This is a genomic window from Aeromonas sp. s8, from assembly GCF_040907785.1.
Taxonomy (GTDB): Bacteria; Pseudomonadota; Gammaproteobacteria; order Enterobacterales; family Aeromonadaceae; genus Aeromonas; species Aeromonas veronii.
This window is the reverse complement of the sequence record NZ_JBFOCL010000043.1, coordinates 1-19825: the sequence shown is the minus strand read 5'-3', so window position 1 is coordinate 19825 and position 19825 is coordinate 1. Positions and strand designations below refer to the sequence as shown.

19 protein-coding genes and 4 tRNA genes are annotated in these 19825 nt (G+C 57.0%); 19 read left to right on the top strand and 4 right to left on the bottom strand.

All coding sequences use genetic code 11. The features are described 5' to 3' along the window. The 3 genes from AB5Y86_RS14985 to AB5Y86_RS14975 all read right to left on the bottom strand — a co-directional run. A partial coding sequence (locus AB5Y86_RS14985; protein WP_368193223.1) for an exoribonuclease II occupies positions 1-1978 on the bottom strand: 1978 nt, incomplete at its 3' end. Between the two features lie 99 nt (positions 1979-2077). Then, a complete protein-coding gene (locus AB5Y86_RS14980) occupies positions 2078-2977 on the bottom strand; it encodes a LysR family transcriptional regulator ArgP (protein ID WP_368193221.1) in 900 nt (299 codons plus the stop codon). Between the two features lie 201 nt (positions 2978-3178). Further along, complete coding sequence (locus AB5Y86_RS14975; protein WP_144714035.1) at positions 3179-3829, bottom strand: acyl-homoserine-lactone synthase; 651 nt, start codon at positions 3827-3829, stop codon at positions 3179-3181. A gap of 62 nt (positions 3830-3891) precedes the next feature. Between AB5Y86_RS14975 and AB5Y86_RS14970 the strand changes: the two genes are divergently transcribed. Further along, positions 3892-4674, top strand: coding sequence for a LuxR family transcriptional regulator (locus tag AB5Y86_RS14970; RefSeq protein WP_005335753.1), 783 nt, complete (start codon positions 3892-3894; stop codon positions 4672-4674). A 207-nt stretch (positions 4675-4881) separates the two neighbouring features. Next, positions 4882-5490, top strand: a complete 609-nt coding sequence (lysE, locus tag AB5Y86_RS14965) for an L-lysine exporter (RefSeq protein WP_368193311.1) — start codon at positions 4882-4884, stop codon at positions 5488-5490. A gap of 81 nt (positions 5491-5571) precedes the next feature. On the opposite strand, the gene AB5Y86_RS14960 is transcribed toward lysE, so the two are convergent. Continuing rightward, positions 5572-7581, bottom strand: coding sequence for a methyl-accepting chemotaxis protein (locus tag AB5Y86_RS14960; RefSeq protein ID WP_069554609.1), 2010 nt, complete (start codon positions 7579-7581; stop codon positions 5572-5574). 260 nt (positions 7582-7841) lie between these two features. Between AB5Y86_RS14960 and ruvA the strand changes: the two genes are divergently transcribed. The 17 genes from ruvA (at position 7842) to AB5Y86_RS14875 (ending at position 19825) form a co-directional block, all read left to right on the top strand. After that, positions 7842-8456 (top strand): Holliday junction branch migration protein RuvA, encoded by a 615-nt coding sequence (ruvA, locus tag AB5Y86_RS14955; RefSeq protein WP_005335746.1) that lies wholly within the window; start codon positions 7842-7844, stop codon positions 8454-8456. A gap of 8 nt (positions 8457-8464) precedes the next feature. Next, on the top strand, positions 8465-9475 hold the full coding sequence (gene ruvB / locus AB5Y86_RS14950; RefSeq protein ID WP_005335744.1) for a Holliday junction branch migration DNA helicase RuvB: 1011 nt from the start codon (positions 8465-8467) through the stop codon (positions 9473-9475). Between the two features lie 934 nt (positions 9476-10409). Then, complete coding sequence (locus AB5Y86_RS14945; RefSeq protein WP_005335743.1) at positions 10410-11966, top strand: cytochrome ubiquinol oxidase subunit I; 1557 nt, start codon at positions 10410-10412, stop codon at positions 11964-11966. A gap of 11 nt (positions 11967-11977) precedes the next feature. Then, positions 11978-13114, top strand: coding sequence for a cytochrome d ubiquinol oxidase subunit II (gene cydB, locus AB5Y86_RS14940; RefSeq protein WP_005335741.1), 1137 nt, complete (start codon positions 11978-11980; stop codon positions 13112-13114). 14 nt (positions 13115-13128) lie between these two features. After that, positions 13129-13245 (top strand): cytochrome bd-I oxidase subunit CydX, encoded by a 117-nt coding sequence (cydX, locus tag AB5Y86_RS14935; protein ID WP_005304933.1) that lies wholly within the window; start codon positions 13129-13131, stop codon positions 13243-13245. Then, a complete protein-coding gene (locus tag AB5Y86_RS14930) occupies positions 13232-13543 on the top strand; it encodes a cyd operon YbgE family protein (protein WP_041202810.1) in 312 nt (103 codons plus the stop codon). The genes cydX and AB5Y86_RS14930 overlap by 14 nt, the downstream gene beginning before the upstream one ends. A gap of 105 nt (positions 13544-13648) precedes the next feature. After that, on the top strand, positions 13649-14056 hold the full coding sequence (gene ybgC / locus AB5Y86_RS14925) for a tol-pal system-associated acyl-CoA thioesterase (RefSeq protein WP_005335737.1): 408 nt from the start codon (positions 13649-13651) through the stop codon (positions 14054-14056). Next, positions 14046-14735, top strand: coding sequence for a protein TolQ (gene tolQ / locus AB5Y86_RS14920; RefSeq protein ID WP_005335735.1), 690 nt, complete (start codon positions 14046-14048; stop codon positions 14733-14735). Before ybgC ends, tolQ begins: the two co-directional genes overlap by 11 nt. Next, on the top strand, positions 14735-15181 hold the full coding sequence (tolR, locus tag AB5Y86_RS14915; RefSeq protein ID WP_368193218.1) for a protein TolR: 447 nt from the start codon (positions 14735-14737) through the stop codon (positions 15179-15181). The genes tolQ and tolR overlap by 1 nt, the downstream gene beginning before the upstream one ends. Positions 15182-15186: 5 nt before the next feature. Further along, positions 15187-16320 (top strand): cell envelope integrity protein TolA, encoded by a 1134-nt coding sequence (tolA, locus tag AB5Y86_RS14910; RefSeq protein ID WP_368193216.1) that lies wholly within the window; start codon positions 15187-15189, stop codon positions 16318-16320. Between the two features lie 95 nt (positions 16321-16415). Beyond that, positions 16416-17741 carry a Tol-Pal system beta propeller repeat protein TolB gene (gene tolB, locus AB5Y86_RS14905; RefSeq protein ID WP_005335728.1) on the top strand — a complete coding sequence of 442 codons (1326 nt, stop codon included), beginning with the start codon at positions 16416-16418 and terminating at the stop codon, positions 17739-17741. A gap of 49 nt (positions 17742-17790) precedes the next feature. Further along, positions 17791-18315, top strand: coding sequence for a peptidoglycan-associated lipoprotein Pal (pal, locus tag AB5Y86_RS14900; RefSeq protein ID WP_005304908.1), 525 nt, complete (start codon positions 17791-17793; stop codon positions 18313-18315). 158 nt (positions 18316-18473) lie between these two features. Then, a complete protein-coding gene (gene ybgF, locus AB5Y86_RS14895) occupies positions 18474-19274 on the top strand; it encodes a tol-pal system protein YbgF (protein WP_368193215.1) in 801 nt (266 codons plus the stop codon). A gap of 174 nt (positions 19275-19448) precedes the next feature. Beyond that, positions 19449-19524: transfer RNA gene (locus AB5Y86_RS14890), tRNA-Lys, on the top strand. Between the two features lie 31 nt (positions 19525-19555). Then, a tRNA-Val gene (locus AB5Y86_RS14885) sits at positions 19556-19631 on the top strand. A gap of 25 nt (positions 19632-19656) precedes the next feature. Next, a tRNA-Lys gene (locus tag AB5Y86_RS14880) sits at positions 19657-19732 on the top strand. Between the two features lie 17 nt (positions 19733-19749). Then, positions 19750-19825: transfer RNA gene (locus tag AB5Y86_RS14875), tRNA-Val, on the top strand.

Below are 19825 nucleotides of genomic sequence, written 5' to 3'. Positions count from 1 at the left end.
CGGTCGCCGGGGCTTCCGGTGCCGGGCCCGGCACCAACTCCACCGCCGGCTTGGCGATAAGGGAGCGGGTCTCTTCCACCGCTTCGGTCAGCTTCACCTCGATGATCTGGCCGAGCTCATAAACCACTTCGGTCTTGTCCAGATAGACGCGACCGTTGTCCCAGTTGCACTCCAGGCGATCCTTGTTGTCGAGAATATGGCGGGCAGGCAGGAAGACCACGGCGCCGTTCTCCTGCAGACGCAGCTTGAGACCGGCACGCATCACGTCGATGATCTCGGCGTTGAATACCTGATCGGTGCCAGCGGCGGCTTTCAGGTAACGGACATAGAGCCAGTCGCCGATGTCGCGCTCCACCATGCGGTGCAGACGGCGGCAGGCGGTCAGGTGCTCGGTGAGCTCGGTGCTCGGGCGCTCGCCCGGGGTCTTGCCGGCGATGACGGCTTTGAGCAGACGATGGTTGACCATATCGCCGTATTTACGGATCGGGGAGGTCCAGGTGGCGTAAGCATCCAGACCCAGACCGTAATGGGCGCCCGGTTCGGAGGACATCAGCGCATAGCTCTGGAAGCGGCGGATCTTGCCATCCAGCCAGCGGGTGTCGAGGTTGTCGATCCAGCGGCGCAGGGCGCAGAAGCCGGAGAGGCTGGCGATCTCGTCGCGCTCGAACGGGGCTTCGGCACTCTTCAGCAGGTCGATGGCGCCGTCGAGGGACTCTTCGTCAAAGCCGGTGTGAACGTTGAAGATGCCGTAACCGACGCTCTTGCCCAGCACGCGACCGGCACAGATGTTGGCGGCGATCATCGACTCTTCCACCATGCGGTTGGCGATGCGGCGCGGCTCGACGTGGATGGCCAGCACTTCGCCATTCTCGCCCAGCTCGAAGTCGTAGTCGGGACGATCCGGGAATACCAGCGCATGCTCGGTGCGCCACGCGATGCGCGCCTCGGTCATCGCCTTCATCAGCGGCAGCTGGGCCAGTACGCCTGCGTCGATGGACAGCTCTTTGCCATGCTCGGCCCAGTCGGAGACGTCGTCATAGTTGAGACGGGCGTGGGAACAGATGCGGGCGGCGAAGAACTCGGTCTCCTCCAGCAGCAGACCATCTTCGGCGATCAGCAGACGGGCGCACAGGGTGTTGCGCTCCTCGCCCTCCTTCAGGGAGCAGAGCTCATCGGAGAGGGTGCGCGGGATCATCGGCACGTTGCGGCCCGGCATGTAGATGGTGAAGGCGCGCTGGGCGGCCTCCTTGTCCAGCTCGCTCCCTTCGGCCACATAGGCGGTCGGGTCGGCGATGGCGACCAGCAGCTCCCAGCCGTTGTCCAGCTTGGTGATGGCCAGCGCATCGTCCATATCCTTGGTCTTGGCACCGTCGATGGTGAAGAAGGGGACTGCGGTCAGATCGCGACGGGGCAGCTCTTCCTCTTCGATCACCTTCCACTCCGGCAAATCAGCCGGCTCGACCTGGGCCAGATTGTGGCGCGCCAGCACCACCCACCAGGGCACATTGTGATCTTCCTGGGCGGCGATCTTCTGGATGATCTCGGCAGAGAAGTTGCCGTCGACCAGCGCATGGCGCTTGAGGGTAGCCACCACCCAGTCACCTTCCTTGAACTCTTTCTCATCCAGACCCTTCTTGACGCGGGCCTTGATGGCATCCTTGATCAGCGGATGGTCGGCCACCACGTTGAGGCGGTCGCGGAACATCTTGACCCGGGCCACGAAGCGGGTGACGGACTGCTCCAGCAGGGTATCCGGCTCGGCCACTTCCTTCTCTTTTTCGGTGCGGATCAGGGCGGTCACCCGGTCACCGTGCATCACCTTCTTCATGTAGGGAGGCGGCACGAAATAGCTGGTCTTCTCATCGACTTCCAGAAAGCCGAAGCCCCGGTCCGAGGCGCGGATCACCCCCTCTTTCTTCGGGATGTTTTCGCGGATTTGTTGCTTGAGCTGGGCCAGCAGCGGATTGTCTTGGAACATAAGTGAGGAACCTGAAGTGAAAACCTGGGTGGAGACCTGATGAAGGATCGCCCAGCACTATACGTTTTTAGCCCTGCAAAGCCAAGGTGAATGGCCTGCTCAGCGTGGTTTCAACTGCGATCTGGCATGGTCGATAAGACGTTGGGATAGCTGCTTGTGAACCCCTTTTTCCAGTACCCAGCGGTGCCAGTAGAGGCGTTCCGTCAGAACATGGTCGGGACTGAGGTTGAGTAGTGACCCGCCTGCCAGCTGGCCTCTTATCTGCAATTCGGGGATGAGACAATAGGCCAACCCCTGTTCGGCCATGGCGACGAAGGCCTCTGATGAGTGGACCGTATGGCAGGGATAACCGCCCGGCTCCAGCCCGAAGTGCTCCCTCATAAAGCTCACATGCATGTCATCGCGCTGATCGAATGCCACCGCCGGTGCCTTGGCCAGCGCCTCACGAGTCAGGCCGCGAGGGAAGTGGCGGGCAACGAAGGCGGGGCTGGCGGTAAGCAGATAGTTCATCTCACCGAGCTCGTCGACGCAGCAACCCGCCAGCGGCTGGGGATGCAGGCTGACCGCACCGAACGCCTGACCCTCGCGCACCTTGTCGAGGGTACGGCTTTCGTCATCGACCAGCAGGTTGAGTTCGATGGGGTGCTGTTTCAACAAGGGGGCAATGGCGGGAAAAAACCAGGTGGCCAGGCTGTCGGCGTTGACGGCGATGCTGATCCGGATTGGCCCTTGCGGCTCATCGGGAGCCAGCTCCCCCGCCAGTTCGAGCTCGAGCTGGTGTACCTGCCGATAGTGGGCCAGCAGTTTTTGGCCGAGTGGCGTGGCCAACAGCGGTTGGCTGCGAATGAGCAGCGGCTCGGCAAACTGCTGCTCCAGCTGCTTGATCCGCTGGGAGATGGCCGACTGGGTGATATGGAGCGACTTGGCCGCTCGATCGAAGTTCTGTTCCTGCAGTACCGCATCCAGCGCCCGCAGCAGTTTGTAGTCCAGCTCTTTCATCTTCTCCCCCTTCCGTTGCCCAAGGGCTGACTCTACGTCACTCGGCAGGGGACAACAATGGGCGGCGGAAGGGGCGTTGCGCTGTGATTTTTGACAGTAGTGGTCAGGCCATTGAGGGAGGATACTCTCTGGTGCCGCATGGGGTAGCCCTGCGCAGATCGTAGCGACATCTTTATCCCGGGTCTGTTTTCCCGGGATTTTTTATGAGTGAACTGCCAGCACCGGTGACGGTTGCCGCAGTGGATAATGGCTGGTTTGATAATGGCCCAGCAGAGGTTGGGAGACCGCCTGCGCGAAGCGCTCATCCAGATGGAAGCGGATGCCAACGCCCCTTACCGCACCCAGATCGACCGCCTGCCGATGACCGAGCCGCTCGATGGGCAGGCCAAGTCGGCGGAAGATGCGCTCCACCGGCAGGCTGACGACGGCGACCAGCTCCCGGATCCCGTGGGCATTGGCGAAGGCATAGACCTCGCGGAAGATGACGCAAGTGAGTTCGCTGACGCCATTGCTCATGCGCGGTGCGCGCTGGGCATCGATAGCCAGACGGGTGAGTTCCCAGACATCGGGGGTGCGTGGCGCGCTTTCACCGGCAAGGGCGGTGGGGAAGATGGTGGGCAGCATATAGGCATCGGCACAGTTGAGCAGACGAATACAGCCACACAGCCCTTGTTCGTCCTCGATCAGAACCCAATGGGTGTCTGGCGTGTCGAAGCTGTCACGCTCCAGGCCCCGATGAGACTCGACATCCCAGCCTAGCCGGTCGGAAAAGACGCGATTTCGAAAGCGATAGAGTTCATTCTCCACCTCGTTTCGTGGATGTTCTCTCAATTTTCCTTTAAAAACCAACATTATGGACCCTCTATCTTGCTATTCGCCGTTATAATCACATGTCTGGCCAAGGGGGCTTTCATATGAACAGAGACCAACTGCTTGAGTACCTCGAACATTTCACTTCGGTGACGGACGGCAATCGTCTGGCCGAACTGATCGGTCGCTTTACGCTCGGGATGGGCTATGACTACTATCGCTTCGCCCTGATCCTGCCGATGTCGATGCAAAGGCCCAAGGTGGTGCTGTTCAACCAGTGCCCTGATTCCTGGGTGCAGGCCTATACCGAAAACAACATGCTGGCGTGCGATCCGGTGATCCGGCTGGCACGCAAGCAGACGCTGCCCATTTACTGGAACCGCCTCGATGAGCGGGCCAGTTTTCTGCAGGAGGGAACCATGGACGTGATGGGGTTGGCAGCCGAGTTCGGGTTGCGTAACGGCATTTCCTTCCCTCTGCACGGTGCTGCCGGGGAGAACGGTATTCTCTCCTTCATCACCTCCGAGCGGGCCTCGAGCGACCTGCTGCTGGAGTCCTCGCCGATCCTCTCCTGGATGTCCAATTACATCTTCGAGGCGGCCATTCGGGTGGTGCGTTTCAGCATGATGGACAGTGCGGGGAAAGACCCCTTGACCGAGCGCGAGACCGAGTGCCTGTTCTGGGCCAGCGAAGGGAAGACCTCTAGCGAGATCGCCTGCATCCTCGGGATCACGGAGCGCACGGTCAATTACCATCTCAATCAGGTCACCCGCAAAACCGGCTCAATGAACCGCTATCAGGCCATTGCCAAAGGGGTTAGTACGGGGCTGTTGCTGCCCAATCTGGAGCAAGTTGTGGTTACCAACTTCCCCAGATTGCTGCAGTAGGCTGAGCCCACAGGCGCAACAGATTCTCCTGCCGCACTCTGAGGGTCACAATTGTCAGATCCGGTAATTGACAAGGGCTGGAACAGCGGCTGGGTATGCCGGTTTTTATTAGCAAAATGAATCAATCAGTAAATCAATGAATTTCTAAGAAGGAACTACCATCGCTATAGTGCCGCTCATTCATCATTTCGAACGGTACTCTCCATGATGCTCGCAACGACACTGCAAGGCTTCACCATCGGTCTGGCCATGATCATCCCCATCGGCGCCCAGAATGCCTTTGTGCTGAGCCGGGGCATCCATCGCAATCACCATCTGCTGACGGCCACGCTCTGCAGTTTCTGCGATCTCACCCTGATTGCTATCGGCGTATTTGGCGGGGCCAATGTGCTGGCCACCAGCCCCCTCGGCATGGCGCTACTCACCTGGGGTGGCGTGCTGTTTCTCGGCTGGTTTGGTGGCCGTTCTCTGCTCAGTGCCTGGCGCGGTAAGGGGGAGGGACTTGCCGATTCTGCTCAGCAGATGGGGGCCAAAAGCGTGCTGGCGATGACGCTGGGAGTTACGCTGCTCAATCCTCACGTCTATCTCGATACCCTGATGCTGCTCGGCTCCCTTGGCAGTCAGGTGAGCGAGTCCCTGCGTCCGGCCTTTGCTGCGGGGGCCATGCTGGCCTCGTTGGTGTGGTTCTACTCGCTGGCGCTGGGTGCTGCGGCACTGGCGCCCTGGTTGGCCCGCAGCCGGGTGCAGCAGGGGATCGATCTGCTGGTTGGCATCATCATGCTGAGCCTGGCTGTTCAACTGGCCATAGGACGTTGAGGAAGTTAAGGCGGCAGGAATGAGCGACCGGTAACAAAAAGATGCCACTCACATGAGTGGCATCTTTACTATTGGAGGGTGTCAGACTCTGAATTGGGAGAGCAGGCGCTGCTGCAGCAGGCTGGCCTGATGGAGCGAGGAGGCGAGTTGCAGACACTCCTGTGCCTCCTGTTCGCCGGTTCTGGCTTGCAGACTGATGCCGGAGACCTTGTCAGAGGAGTGGCTCAGGGTGTGTGACAGTTGCCCTGTGGCTACGGCCACCTGCTGCACCATGTCGGCCAGCTGGTCGATGGCGCCTTCCACCTTGAACAGGATCTGCTTGGTGTTCTCGGAGTCCTGCATGCCGGACTCTACCGTCTTGAGGTTGCGCTGCATCATCAGATAGGCGGTTTCGGTCTGCTGCTGGATGCTGCTGATCACCTGGCTAATTTCAGCGCTCGATGTTGCGGTGCGATTGGCCAGGGTGCGCACCTCGTCCGCGACCACCGCAAAGCCACGCCCCATCTCCCCCGCGCGGGCCGCTTCGATGGCCGCATTGAGGGCCAGCAGGTTGGTCTGCTCCGAGATACCGCTGATGGTGGAGATGATCTGGCCAATCTGACCCGCCTGCTCCTTGAGGGAGTTGATGGCGATGGCACACTCGCTCACCTCTTGTACCACTCGTTGCATGCCCGCGCTGGCGGAGGCGACATACTGGCTGCTCTCGGTGGTCAGCTGGCGCACCTCGTTGGCATTGTGGGCCGCCATGCTGCAGTTGTCCGAGATACCTGTGGCGACTTGCACCATCTGTTCACTGTCGTGGTGCAGGGCCAACGCATGTTCGGCGGTCTGGCGGCTGCTCTGGCTGATTGCCTCCACCCGGTTGACCGAGGTGTGAACGTGTTCGCTGATGTGCTGGTTGTTGTCCATGGTGGAGCTGATCATCTTCTGCAATTTCTCGATGAAACGATCCACGCTGTTGGCCAGCGAGCCTATCTCGTCATCCCGTTGCAGGTTGATGCGGGCGTTGAGGTCTCCCTCGCCGGCGGCGATATCCTGCATTCGTTTGTCCACTTGCAGCAGCGGGGTCACCAGCTTGCGGGTCAGCCAGAAGCCGCAGAGAGTGACCATGATCAGGCTCAGCAGCAGGCCACCCAGCAGCAGGGTTCGGGTCTGGCTGATGATGCCGTTGAGCTGGGCCACCTGATCCTCTACGGTAGCATCGCCGCTCTCCTCGATGGCAACCAGCTGTTGTCGCAGCTCATCGGCACTGACCTCATAGGCGGACTGCTGGGCCTGATAGCTGCCGAGCGCATCGACCCACTGTCCCATCAGTTGCTGATGCCGGGCCAACAGAGCGCGATACTCTGCCGACAGTGTCTTGCCGGCAAATTCGCCGGTTCCCTCGATATCGAACAGCCCGGTGCCGAGCATGCTGTCGATCGCTTCGTGGTAGAAATCGGTCGCCTCTTTCAACTCGGCCTTGATCGCATCTGTGACTCCTTGTCTGCGCATCTTCTCCAGCGCATAGAGTTGGCGTAAAAAGCCGATGTTTGACTCCATCCCCCCGTCGGCCGCTTCCCAACGGGTGGAGAGGCCGCTGTTCCAACTGATGGTCTGGTCGGGGGATTGGGTCAGCGCCTCGACTGCCCCATCGCCGATCACCTCCAGCTGGGTCGAGAGGCGGGCCATCAGATCGGCGTTGTGATGCAGTGCCTGATCCACCTCTGTATACGCGTGATAGAGCGCCAGCAGCTTCTCTTGTTGCTGTTGATAGTCCTGCTTGTGCTGTTCCATGGTGGCAAGGGCTGCACCATCAATGAGCTGCCCCTGGCTGACCCGGGCCAGCGCGTCATCGGTCGCCGCCTTGGCAGCATCGAGTTCGGCGCGATTGAGCGGGGTTCCGTTTTGCATCTTCTGAATCTGTAGCTGTTGGTTGCCCAGCTCTATGGAGCCCTCCATGGCACCGTCGGCGGTCTGCCAGGCGGCGCCCAGGACATAGGAGAGCAGATTGGCTAGCCGCTGGCTGCCATACCAGCCAACGACCCCCATGCCCAGCGTACAGCCGAGCAATATGGCAAGACCCAGATTGGAGGTGGTAACAATTTTCATGTGATGGCCTTCCTTGGTATCGACATTGGCACCAATTTCGGTTCCGAACGGGTTTAGTGTAGTGGTTTATCCCCCGCTCGGGGGCCGGTGCGGCGCTGAAACATCCCGTGCACTGGCTGCACCCGATCAAGCATGGTGGAAAATTGGATAAAAAGCCTCTCTGACCACAAGGGTGTTGCTGCCCTATGCTGGATACTTATCCAGTTATTCTTTATGCTATGAGCCAATTTACGAATAGTTGTATTGGTGAGGAGAGAGCCGTGATTGGTCGCTTGAGAGGCATTGTCATTGAAAAGCAGCCCCCCGAGGTCCTGCTGGAAGTGGGCGGGGTTGGCTATGAGGTACAGATGCCGATGAGCTGCTTCTATGATTTGCCGGAGATCGGCAAGGAAGCGACCATCCATACTCACTTCGTGGTGCGGGAAGATGCCCAGCTGCTCTATGGTTTTAACCACAAACAGGAGCGGGCACTGTTCCGCGAGCTGATCAAGACCAACGGAGTCGGCCCGAAGCTGGCGCTGGCTATTCTCTCCGGCATGACTGCTACCCAATTCGTGCTGAGTGTCGAACGTGAAGAGATAAGCTCTTTGGTCAAACTGCCGGGAGTCGGCAAGAAGACCGCAGAGCGGCTGGTGGTGGAGATGAAGGATCGCCTCAAGGGGTGGGTCAGTCACGACCTCTTCTCCCCGGCCATGGTCACCTTGCCAGCCAGTGAGCCCGAATTGCGGGCACCTGATGTGACCGAAGAGGCGGCCAGTGCGCTGGTGGCCCTCGGTTACAAGCCGCAGCAGGCGAGTCAGATTGTCAGCAAGATCGCCAAAGAGGGGATGTCGGTGGAAGATATCATCCGTGAATCCCTGCGTAGCCTGGTATGAGGTAGTTGATGATTGAAGCAGACCGCCTCATCTCGGCCAGTGCCGCCCGTGAGGATGACATTATTGACCGGGCTATCCGCCCCAAGAAGCTGGCTGACTACACCGGTCAGGATACCGTCTGCGAACAGATGGAGATCTTTATCGAAGCAGCCCGTCAGCGGGGGGAAGCGCTCGATCACCTGCTGATCTTCGGCCCGCCGGGTCTGGGCAAGACCACCCTCGCCAACATCGTCGCCAACGAGATGGGGGTCAATATCAAGACCACCTCCGGCCCGGTGCTGGAGAAAGCGGGGGATCTGGCGGCGCTGCTCACCAACCTCGAACCGAACGATGTGCTGTTCATCGACGAGATCCATCGCCTCAGCCCTGTGGTGGAGGAGGTGCTCTATCCGGCGATGGAGGATTACCAGCTCGACATCATGATCGGGGAGGGACCCGCAGCTCGCTCCATCAAGCTGGATCTGCCTCCCTTCACCCTGATTGGCGCCACCACCCGGGCAGGTTCACTGACCAGCCCGCTGCGGGATCGCTTCGGCATCGTCCAGCGGCTGGAGTTCTACAACGTCAAGGACCTGACCGATATCGTCTCCCGCAGTGCCCGTTGTCTGGGGCTAGACATGACGGAAGATGGTGCCATTGAGGTCGCTCGTCGCTCTCGCGGCACGCCGCGGATTGCTAACCGTTTGTTAAGGCGGGTGCGCGACTTTGCCCAGGTGAAATCCGATGGCCGGATCGACGGCCCCATTGCTGCTCGCGCCATGGACATGCTGGATGTCGATAATGAAGGCTTCGACTTCATGGACCGCAAGTTATTGTTGGCTGTGATAGACAAGTTTATGGGGGGCCCGGTGGGTCTCGATAATCTGGCCGCCGCGATCGGGGAAGAGAAAGATACTATCGAAGATGTGTTGGAGCCTTATCTGATCCAGCAAGGGTATCTGCAACGTACACCCAGAGGACGGATTGCGACCACACGAGCCTACGCTCATTTCGGTCTTCAGCGACCAGATGAGAAGTAAAAACAGTCGTTTGAACATGAAACCGCCGTCAAAGGCGGTTTTTTATTATCCGGGCAAAAAAAAGCCCACGGCGGATGCGGTGGGCAAAGACAATTCAGGATGGATGTTCACAGACAGTGAGTGCGTCTGGACACAGACCGGAAAATAAACAGGTGAGCCGTCGCGAGCTCTCAGAGTCGGTTCAGTTGATAGAGCTGAACAAAGGAAAGCTTGTAGTAACGGATGGTTTTAGCAACAAACTTTTTCATCTTCGATTCCAATAGACAGGTTCAAATTGATCGTCGAATACGTACCGTGAACCCGGATTAACCGGCCTGTATCCAAGGGTATGCCCTCACTGCGAGGCGCATTGTAGGAGTTCGAATCGACCCCGGCAAACAAGAAAAATTGCACTCTTCAAATTAGTTTATCTAATGTATTTATTGATGAAATTGGTTCGCATGAGTATGCATTCTTTGCAGTTTTAAATTGAGTTTTCGAATCAGATTGCCTGACTCGGATAACATGGAAAAAGGCGCGTCATTCACGCTTTTCAAATTAAACCGAGCAGCGGGATGTTAAATTCTTAAATTGATTTAAATCAATGTTTTACGCTTTATCGTGTTTTGTGATCTGGCTCGCGTCAATAATCGTGAAATAGATTAAAAATGCCTTTTAAAGCCATGTATGGCGGGTCCTTTTACATTGATTTCAATCAAATAAAGGTGATATAAAAACCCGGTCATCATGGGCGAGAATAAATTTAGGCTGATTGTTTTGGAATTGTTAAACATTAGCTTTATTTGTGTTCTCGTATTGCCTTGTTGTTAATGCCAGTGGTTACTGAACGCGTTTTGTTGTGACACGTCCCAATAAGGCTCATTCGATAACCTCCAACGGAAGCTTTGTGCTTAAAACTTAAAATAGCCGTGCCAATAATCGGTGAGGAAACATCATGATTGCTGAGCATGTGGTAGACCTATCGCGGTTCCAGTTCGCTGCGACGGCCCTTTATCACTTTTTGTTTGTACCCCTGACGCTGGGAATGGCCTTTCTCCTGGCGATCATGGAATCCGTCTATGTGATGACCAACAACACCATCTACCGGGACATGACCAAATTCTGGGGTAAGTTGTTTGGTATCAACTTTGCCTTGGGGGTCACCACAGGTCTGGCCATGGAGTTCCAGTTCGGGACGAACTGGGCTTACTACTCCCATTATGTCGGCGATATCTTCGGGGCCCCGCTGGCTATCGAAGGGCTGATGGCCTTCTTCCTGGAGTCCACCTTCGTCGGTATGTTCTTCTTTGGTTGGGATCGTCTGAGCAAGCATCAGCATCTGGCTGCCACCTGGTTGATGGCGCTGGGTACCAACCTTTCAGCCCTCTGGATCCTGGTCGCCAACGGCTGGATGCAGAACCCGGTCGGTGCCGAGTTCAACTTCGAATCCATGCGGATGGAGATGATGAGCTTCGCTGACGTGGTGCTCAACCCGGTTGCTCAGGTCAAGTTCGTCCACACTGTGGCGGCTGGCTATACCTGTGGCGCCATGTTTGTGCTGGGTATCTCCTCCTACTACCTGCTGAAGAATCGTGATGTGGCGTTTGCCCGTCGCTCCTTCGCCATTGCCGCTGCGTTCGGTATGGCTTCCATCGTGTCCGTGCTGATCCTCGGTGACGAATCCGGTTACGAGACCGGTGAAGTGCAGAAGGTGAAACTGGCCGCTATCGAAGCTGAGTGGGAAACTGAACCTGCTCCGGCCGCCTTTACCCTGTTCGGTATTCCGAATCAGGAAGAGATGCGCACCGACTACGCCATCAAGATCCCCTATGCGCTGGGCATTATCGCGACCCGTTCTCTGGACGGTCAGGTAACCGGTCTGAAGGATCTGAAGAGCGAGCACGAACTGCGCGTTCGTAACGGTATGACCGCTTACGACCTGCTGACCAAGCTGCAATCCGGTGACAAGTCTGACGAGACCCGCGCTCGCTTCGATGAAGTGAAGCAGGATCTGGGCTACGGTCTGCTGCTCAAGCGCTACACCAGCAACGTGACCGATGCTACCGACGAGCAGATCAAGGCCGCCGTGGATGACTCCATCCCGCAGGTACTGCCGCTGTTCTTCGCCTTCCGCATCATGGTTGCCGTCGGCATGCTGATGCTGGTGCTGATTGGTATGGCCTTCTATGACAGTGCCCGTCACCAGATCGGCAAGCGCAAGTGGCTGCTCAAGGGTCTGCTGTGGGGTATCCCGCTGCCGTGGATCGCTATTGAAGCTGGCTGGTTTGTGGCTGAATATGGTCGCCAACCGTGGACCATTGCAGAGGTGTTGCCGACTTCCCTCTCTGCATCCAATTTGCCTGCAGCTGAGATCTGGTTCTCTCTGATCGGTATCTGCCTGTTCTATACCGTACTTCTGGTTATCGAGATGTACCTGATGTTCAAGTATGCCCGTCTTGGCCCCAGCAGCCTGAAGACTGGCAAGTATCACTTTGAACAGATCAAGGCATAAGGAGAGCGACCATGTTTGATTACGAAACTCTGCGTGTCATCTGGTGGGCTCTGGTCGGCGTGCTGCTGATCGGTTTTGCCATCACTGACGGCTTCGACATGGGGGTAGGCGCACTGCTCCCGTTCGTTGGCAAGAAAGATGTCGAGCGCCGCGTGATGCTCAACACCATGGGGCCGCACTGGGAAGGAAACCAGGTGTGGCTGGTCACTGCCGGTGGCGCCTTGTTCGCCGCTTGGCCGATGGTGTATGCCGCGACCTTCTCCGGCTTCTACATCGCCATGATCCTGACCTTGATGGCGCTGTTCCTGCGTCCGGTCGGTTTCAAGTACCGCTCCCTGCGTGCTGATGCCAAATGGCGCAGCAACTGGGACTGGGCCTTGTTCGCCGGCAGCGCCGTACCGCCCATCGTCTTTGGTGTGGCCTTTGGCAACCTGCTGCAAGGCGTTCCGTTCGAGTTTAACCAGTTCATGATGTTGACCTATCACGGCAACTTCTTTGGTCTGCTTAACCCGTTCGGCATTCTGGCTGGTCTGGTGAGTCTGTTCATGCTGCTCACCCAGGGCGCAACCTGGTTGATGATGAAGACCGACGGTGAAGTGCTGGCGCGTTCCCGCACTGCCGCCATGATCTGCTCACTGCTGACCCTGGTGCTGTTTGCTGCCGCGGGTTGGTGGGTAAGCGGTATGGAAGGGTATGTCATCGTCAAGGCTGCCGCGACTGACGCAGTATCCAACCCGATGAACAAGGAAGTTGTCCTGCAGGCTGGTGCCTGGATGAACAACTACACCCTCTATCCGTGGATGGTGGCTGCCCCTGTACTGGGCCTGGCCATGAGCCTGCTGACTGCGCTGTTTGCCCGCATGAACATCGGCTGGCTGGCGTTTACCAGCTCCTCGCTGGCGATTGCCGGGGTCATCCTCACTGCCGGTTTCTCCATGTTCCCGTTCGTGATGCCCTCAAGCCTTGAGCCGTCACTGAGCCTGACCATGTGGGATGCTACCGCCTCTTTCAACACCTTGCAGGTGATGACTGTGGCTGCAGCGATCTTCGTACCGATTGTGCTGGGTTACACCATCTGGACTTACATCAAGATGTTTGGCCGGGTAACCAACAAGCACATCGAAGATAACCAACAATCTCTCTATTAAGAGGTGCGCTGACAATGTGGTATTTCACCTGGATCCTGGGGCTGTTGCTGGCCTGTGCATTTGGCATTATCAATGCGCTGTGGCTGGAACACACCGAGAACATGGATCGTCAGATCGATGAAAACAAGTGATCGACTCGCCAGGCTGGCCGCTCCACTGGAGCGGCAGCCGTGGCAGGGGTTGATGTTACTCGCGGCGGCCTTGTTGGCCGTCGCTATTTTACAGGCCCCCAATCTGATCGCGGCCAACACCAGCGAGCATGGTCTCTGGCTTGCTCCCTGGCTGATGTGGGCCGTCTGTTGTGGCGTACTTAACGGGCTTGGCTTTCATCTGAAAAGCCTGCCCGGACGTGTGCTGTTCAACCCCTGGCTCGCCTGGCCCAGTTTGTTGTATGGCCTCTGGCTGACACATTCATATTTCCTTTCATAAAAAACGGGGGGAGGCAGGATTTCCCTGTCTCCCCCTGCTTCTTTCCTATTCAGCCCTGCGCTATGATAGCCCCCCATCTGACTGTCGAATGGATCACAGATTGTTATGGGGGAAGTCTTTGAGTTTCCGGTGCGTGTCTACTACGAAGACACCGACGCCGGGGGCATCGTCTACAACGCCAATTATCTCAAGTTTATGGAACGTGCTCGCACCGAGTTTCTTCGTGCCAAAGGGGTCGAACAGGACGTCTGGCTGCAGGAGGGATATGCCTTCGTGGTGAGCCGAACTGAGATCGATTTCCGCTCGGCGGCCCGTTTTAATGAACTATTGAATGTACTAACGCAAGTGATTGAAGTGAAACGCGCATCCCTGCGTTTTTCGCAGCAGATCCTGGCGGCTGATGGACGACTGATCACCCAGGCCATGGTACAGATAGCCTGTGTCAGTCATCCGCAAATGAAACCTGTAGCTATACCTGAAAAAATCAAGGGAGTGCTGTTAAGTGCACGCTGAAATTTCGTTTATTGGCCTGTTTTGGCAAGCCAGCCTGTTGGTAAAACTGGTCATGATGACCCTGATGAGCATGTCTATTGTCTCGTGGGCGCTGATTATCCAGCGTTCAAAGGCGATCAAGGCGGCCAATCTCGCATCGGAACAGTTTGAAGATCGCTTCTGGTCAGGGGTCGATCTCAATCGCCTCTATCAGGAGTCCTCTTCCCGCCGCGATGATATCGAAGGCATGGAAGATATCTTCTACTCCGGCTTCAAGGAGTATGCCCGCTTGCTCAAGGCCGGTGCCCGTGGTCAGGATGCGGTGATGGATGGTACCTACCGCGCCATGCGTGTCTCCCTCTCCCGCGCGGTGGATGATCTGGAATCCAACTTGCCGGTGCTGGCGACCATCGGCTCCATCAGCCCCTATATCGGTCTGTTTGGTACCGTATGGGGGATCATGAATGCCTTTATCGCCCTGGGTCAGGTGCAGCAGGCCACCCTGCAAATGGTGGCACCGGGTATCGCGGAAGCGCTGATCGCCACCGCCATGGGTCTGTTTGCCGCTATTCCGGCGGTTATCTTCTACAACCGCTTCTCCAACAAGGTCGAGCGGCTGGAGAACGCCTACGCCAACTTCATGGACGAGTTCACCACCATTCTGAACCGTCAAATTGCACAGCAGCAGGGTGATCAGTAATGCAAACCTATCAGCGGATCCGGCGCAAGAAGGTGGCCGAGATCAACGTGGTTCCCTATATCGACGTCATGCTGGTGCTGCTTATCATCTTTATGGCGGTCACGCCCGTGATCACGCAAGGGGTCAAGGTGGATCTGCCGCAGGCTGAGTCCGAGCAGTTGCCGGAAGATGCCAAGCCGCCCTTCATCGTCAGCGTCAATACCGAAGGCGAGTATGTCATCAAGGCGGGCGAAGCCGATGACGAGCCGGTGCCAAGTGGCATGCCAGAGGCGATGCAGCAATACATCACCGAAAAAGCCATGGGCTATCTGGCGATCAACCAGAATGCCCCCGTGGTGGTCGCGGGTGATAAGGCCGTGCGCTACGAAGAGGTGATCCTGTTGATGGTGGCCCTCAAGAATGCGGGTGTGCCTCAGGTTGGCCTGATGACAGATCCGGTGAACTAACGGAGATGGATGTGAAGCGTGGTATTTCCGGTTATCTCATCGCGTCGTTTCTGCTGCACCTGATCATCGGCATCATCCTGTTTGTCGGGCTCGATTTCAGCAAACCGAAACGACCCGAATCGCAGGGGCAGATCGTCAATGCCGTCATGCTCGATGAGAACTTCCTCAACGAACAGGCCAAGCAGATCCAGCAGCAGAAATCTCAGCCCAAGCCTCAAAAGGTAGAGAAAGAGAAGGATAAGGAAGACACGGATCTCGCCAAGCGCGAGCTGGCTCAGAAACAGGAGCAGCTTCGCATCGCCGAGACCAAGCGCAAGCAGGCCGAAGAGGCGACTCGCAAGGCCGAGGCCGAGAAGCAGAAGAAGGTGGCCGAGCAGAAGCAGGCGGAAGAGAAGGCGCAGAAAGCCGAGGAAGCCCGCAAGCTGGAAGAGCAGAAGGCCAAGAAGGCCGAAGCTGAGCGTAAAGCGGCGGAAGCCGAGAGCAAGGCGTTGGCGTTGAAGAAGAAAAAGGAACAAGAGAAGAAAGAGGCCGAAGAGAAGGCCAAGGCGGCAGAAGCCAAGGCCAAGAAAGCGGAAGCTGACAAGAAGGCCAAAGCCGAAGCCGAGAAGAAAGCCAAGGCAGAAGCAGAGAAAAAAGCCAAAGCCGAGGCCGAGAAGAAGGCCAAGGAAGAGGCTGAGAAAAAGGCAAAAGCTGACGCAGAGAAGAAAGCCAAGGCAGAGGCCGAAAAGCAGGCCAAGATCGCGGCTGAGCGCAAGCGTAAAGCCGCCGAGCAGGCCAAGCTGCAAAAAGAGATGGAAGAGATGATGCAGCAGCAGCTGTCGGCTGAGGCCAATGCTCGCAGTCAGGCGGCATCGGCAGCAGCCCAGGGCGAAGTCGACAAATATGCGGCGCTCATCAAGGCCACTGTTGAGCGGTATATGATTTTGGATCCCACCATGCGGGGCAAAACATGTACTATCGGCGTACGTCTTGCGAGCAGTGGCTTTGTCATATCGGTAGATAACGGCCAGGGTGACCCGGCGGTCTGTCGTTCCGGTAAGGCGGCTGTTCTGAAAGCCAATCAACTGCCTGTGCCCAAGGATCCTGCGGCATTCGAGATGTTGAAGGAATTTAACCTGAAGTTAGAACCGAGTATCTAAGCGTGATAAAACGAGGTTGCTTGCCTCCGGTTGGCAACCTCCCGCCGAGAAAGGAATTTAACCTCTCATCTATATTGGAACCGAGTATTTAAGCCATGATCAGAAAAGTATTTTTTGCTTTGGTTGGCTGTTTGTTGCTGGGCCAGAGTGCCCAGGCGGCCCTGGACATCGTCATCACCGGCGGTATTGATAGCGCACGCCCCATCGCCGTCGCCCCCTTCAAGTGGGAAGGCAACGGGCAGTTGCCGCAGGACATCGCGGAAGTGGTCTCCAACGATCTGATGCGCAGCGGCAAGTTCAAGCCGCTGGCCCGTGGCCAGATGCCGCAAACCCCGAGCAGCAGCAGCGAGATCAACTTCGCTCCCTGGGCCTCCCAAGGGGTTGAAGCCGTGGTGGTGGGTTCCATTTCGGCAGTCGGTGACGGCACCTACAAGGTCAACTTCGAGCTGGTCGATGTGCTGAAAGGCCAGCTGGCCAAGGCACAAGGTGGCGAGAGCAACGGTTACATCCTGGATAGCCGTATGGCGACCATCCCAGGTGCCCAGATGCGCCAGTTTGCCCACCGTATCTCAGACATCGTCTATGAGCGCCTGACTGGCGAGCGCGGTGCCTTCCTGACCCGTCTGGCTTATGTCTCCGTCCAGCAGGGTACCCAGTTCCCGTACCAGCTGCGTATTTCTGACTACGACGGTTACAACGAGAAGACCCTGCTGCGCTCCCGCGAGCCGTTGATGTCTCCGGCCTGGTCGCCGGATGGCAGCAAGCTGGCCTACGTGAGCTTCGAGAACCAGAAGTCCGAAATCTATGTGCAGGATATCTACACCCAGCAGCGCAGCCTGATCACCAGTTTCCGCGGTATCAACGGGGCGCCGGAGTGGTCTCCGGATGGTCGTCGTCTGGCTATCGTTCTCTCCAAAGATGGTTCACCGAACCTCTATGTGGTTGATGTCGCTAGCAAGCAGCTGACCCGCGTCACTACCAGCCGTGTGATCGACACTGAACCCTCCTGGATGCCGGACGGGCAAAATTTGTTGTTCACCTCTGAACGTGGTGGCAAACCCCAGATTTATAGCGTAAATTTGGCGACTGGTATGACTCGCCGGATGACTTGGGAAGGTGAATCCAACCAGGGGGCATCCATCACTCCTGATGGCAAAATCATGGTGATGGTGACCCGTGTTCAGGGACAGTATCGTATTGCCCGTCAGGACATGGAAAACAATGCCCTGTTGGTCCTTACCCAGAGTGCTCTGGATGAGTCGCCAAGTGTGGCTCCCAATGGCAGCATGATCATTTATGCCACCATCTATCAGGGTCGTAAGAGTCTCGCGTTGGTGTCGACTGATGGTCGCTTCAAGGCTGTGCTTCCGACCAGTAGCGGTGAAATTCGTGCACCAGCTTGGTCGCCCTTCTTGAATTGATAAAAATCCAATTGTTTTTTGTTTTGTTATAAAGGTTTAAGGAAATAGCATGCAACTCAATAAACTGCTCAAGGGTTTGGCCATCGCACTGCCACTGTTCACCCTGGCCGCTTGTAGTTCTTCTTCTGATTCTGACGCCGCTGGCGCTGAATCAGGTATGACCGACGGCATGGGCGGTGTACAAACCGGCGGCGCCAACGGCATGTTGTCCCCGGAAGAGCAGATGCGTCAGAAGTTCGAAGCACTGCAGCGTGACAACGTGATCTACTTCCCGTTCGACGGTTACGATATCCAGGGTCAGTACGCTGATCTGCTGGATGCCCACGCCAGCTACCTGCGCGAGCGCCCGAGCGTTAAAGTCCTGATCGAAGGTCACGCCGATGAGCGCGGTACTCCGGAGTACAACATCGCCCTGGGCGAGCGTCGTGCCAAGGCTGTTGCCAAGTATCTGCAAACCCTGGGTGTGCAGGCCGAGCAGCTCTCCATCGTCAGCTATGGTGAAGAGAAGCCGCTGGACATGTCTCACACCGAGGATGCCTTTGCCAAAAACCGCCGCGCGGTTCTGGTTTACTAAGGTTTAAACCGAACGAAGTTCGTTTATATGCAAGCGGCCATTTCGATGGCCGTTTTATTTGCACTAAACGCCAAGGTTTGATCCGAATGAAATCTGCATATGCGAGCGACGATGGCGCTGGCCGTTTTATCTGTACTAAACGCTAAGGTTTGATCCGAATGAAATCTGTGTACAAGCAAGCTGTCGTTGCGCTGGCCGTATTGGTTGCTCTGAATGCGCAAGCTGCGGCACCGGTCAGCGATCTGGGCGGTGACTCAAGTGGTGGGGTTGTCCTTAGTGGCAACAACGGTGCCATCGTGCCCACCGGTAGCCTGGAAGATCGGGTAGCCCTGCTGGAGCGCACCCTCAATGCCCGTCTGCGGCTGCAAGCTGAATTGCAGCAACAGGTCGACTCCCTGCAAGGGGAGGTTTCCGAGCTGCGTGGTCAGCTGGAGCAGCAGACCTACCAGATGGAACAGTCGCAAGAGCGCCAGCGTCAGCTCTACCAGGAGCTCGACAAGGTTGCCAGCAGCCAGCAAGCTGCGCCAGCCACCCCGGCCCCTGCTGCTGCCACACCGGCTGCTGCCGCCAATTACTCAACCAATCAGGATGAGAATCAGGCCTACGACGCAGCGGTCAACATGGTGCTCAAAGAGAAGAACTACGACAAAGCCATTCCGGCTTTCCAGGGCTTTATCAAGCAGTACCCCAATTCGGGCTATGTTCCCAATGCACACTACTGGCTCGGCCAGTTGCTGTTCAACAAGGGTGACAGAGCCGGTGCCTCGGCCCAGTTCTCGACCGTGGCCAACAAATACAGCAAATCCCCCAAGCGAGCCGATGCGCTGCTGAAGCTGGGCATGCTGGCGCAGCTGGATGGCAAGAAGACGGAAGCCAAATCCTTCTATGAGCAGGTGATCAAGGGCTATCCCAACACCTCGCCGGCCCAGTTGGCCAAACAGAGTCTGGCCAAGCTGTAACATTGCTGTATGTCACTGTTTTCGTAACGCTACTGTAAAAACAGCCTGCATTTGTACGCACAGTGAGCAAACGGATTTAAATTACGAATTTTCTGTTGCACCGGAAATTTAAATCCGTAATATAGGCCGCCGTCAGAGCCGAAGCAGTAATGCAGTCGGAACTGGTCGTGGTGAGGGTCGTTAGCTCAGTCGGTAGAGCAGTTGACTTTTAATCAATTGGTCGCTGGTTCGAATCCAGCACGACCCACCATTTTCTCCACTCGGTGGAGACAGAATTCCCAGGTCGTTTAGCTCAGCTGGGAGAGCACCTCCCTTACAAGGAGGGGGTCACTGGTTCGATCCCAGTAACGACCACCAGTTTKTAAGTAAAAATGATTTAGATGGGTCGTTAGCTCAGTCGGTAGAGCAGTTGACTTTTAATCAATTGGTCGCTGGTTCGAATCCAGCACGACCCACCATCATTTCAAGAATCCCAGGTCGTTTAGCTCAGCTGGGAGAGCACCTCCCTTACAAGGAGGGGGTCACTGGTTCGATCCCAGTAACGACCACCA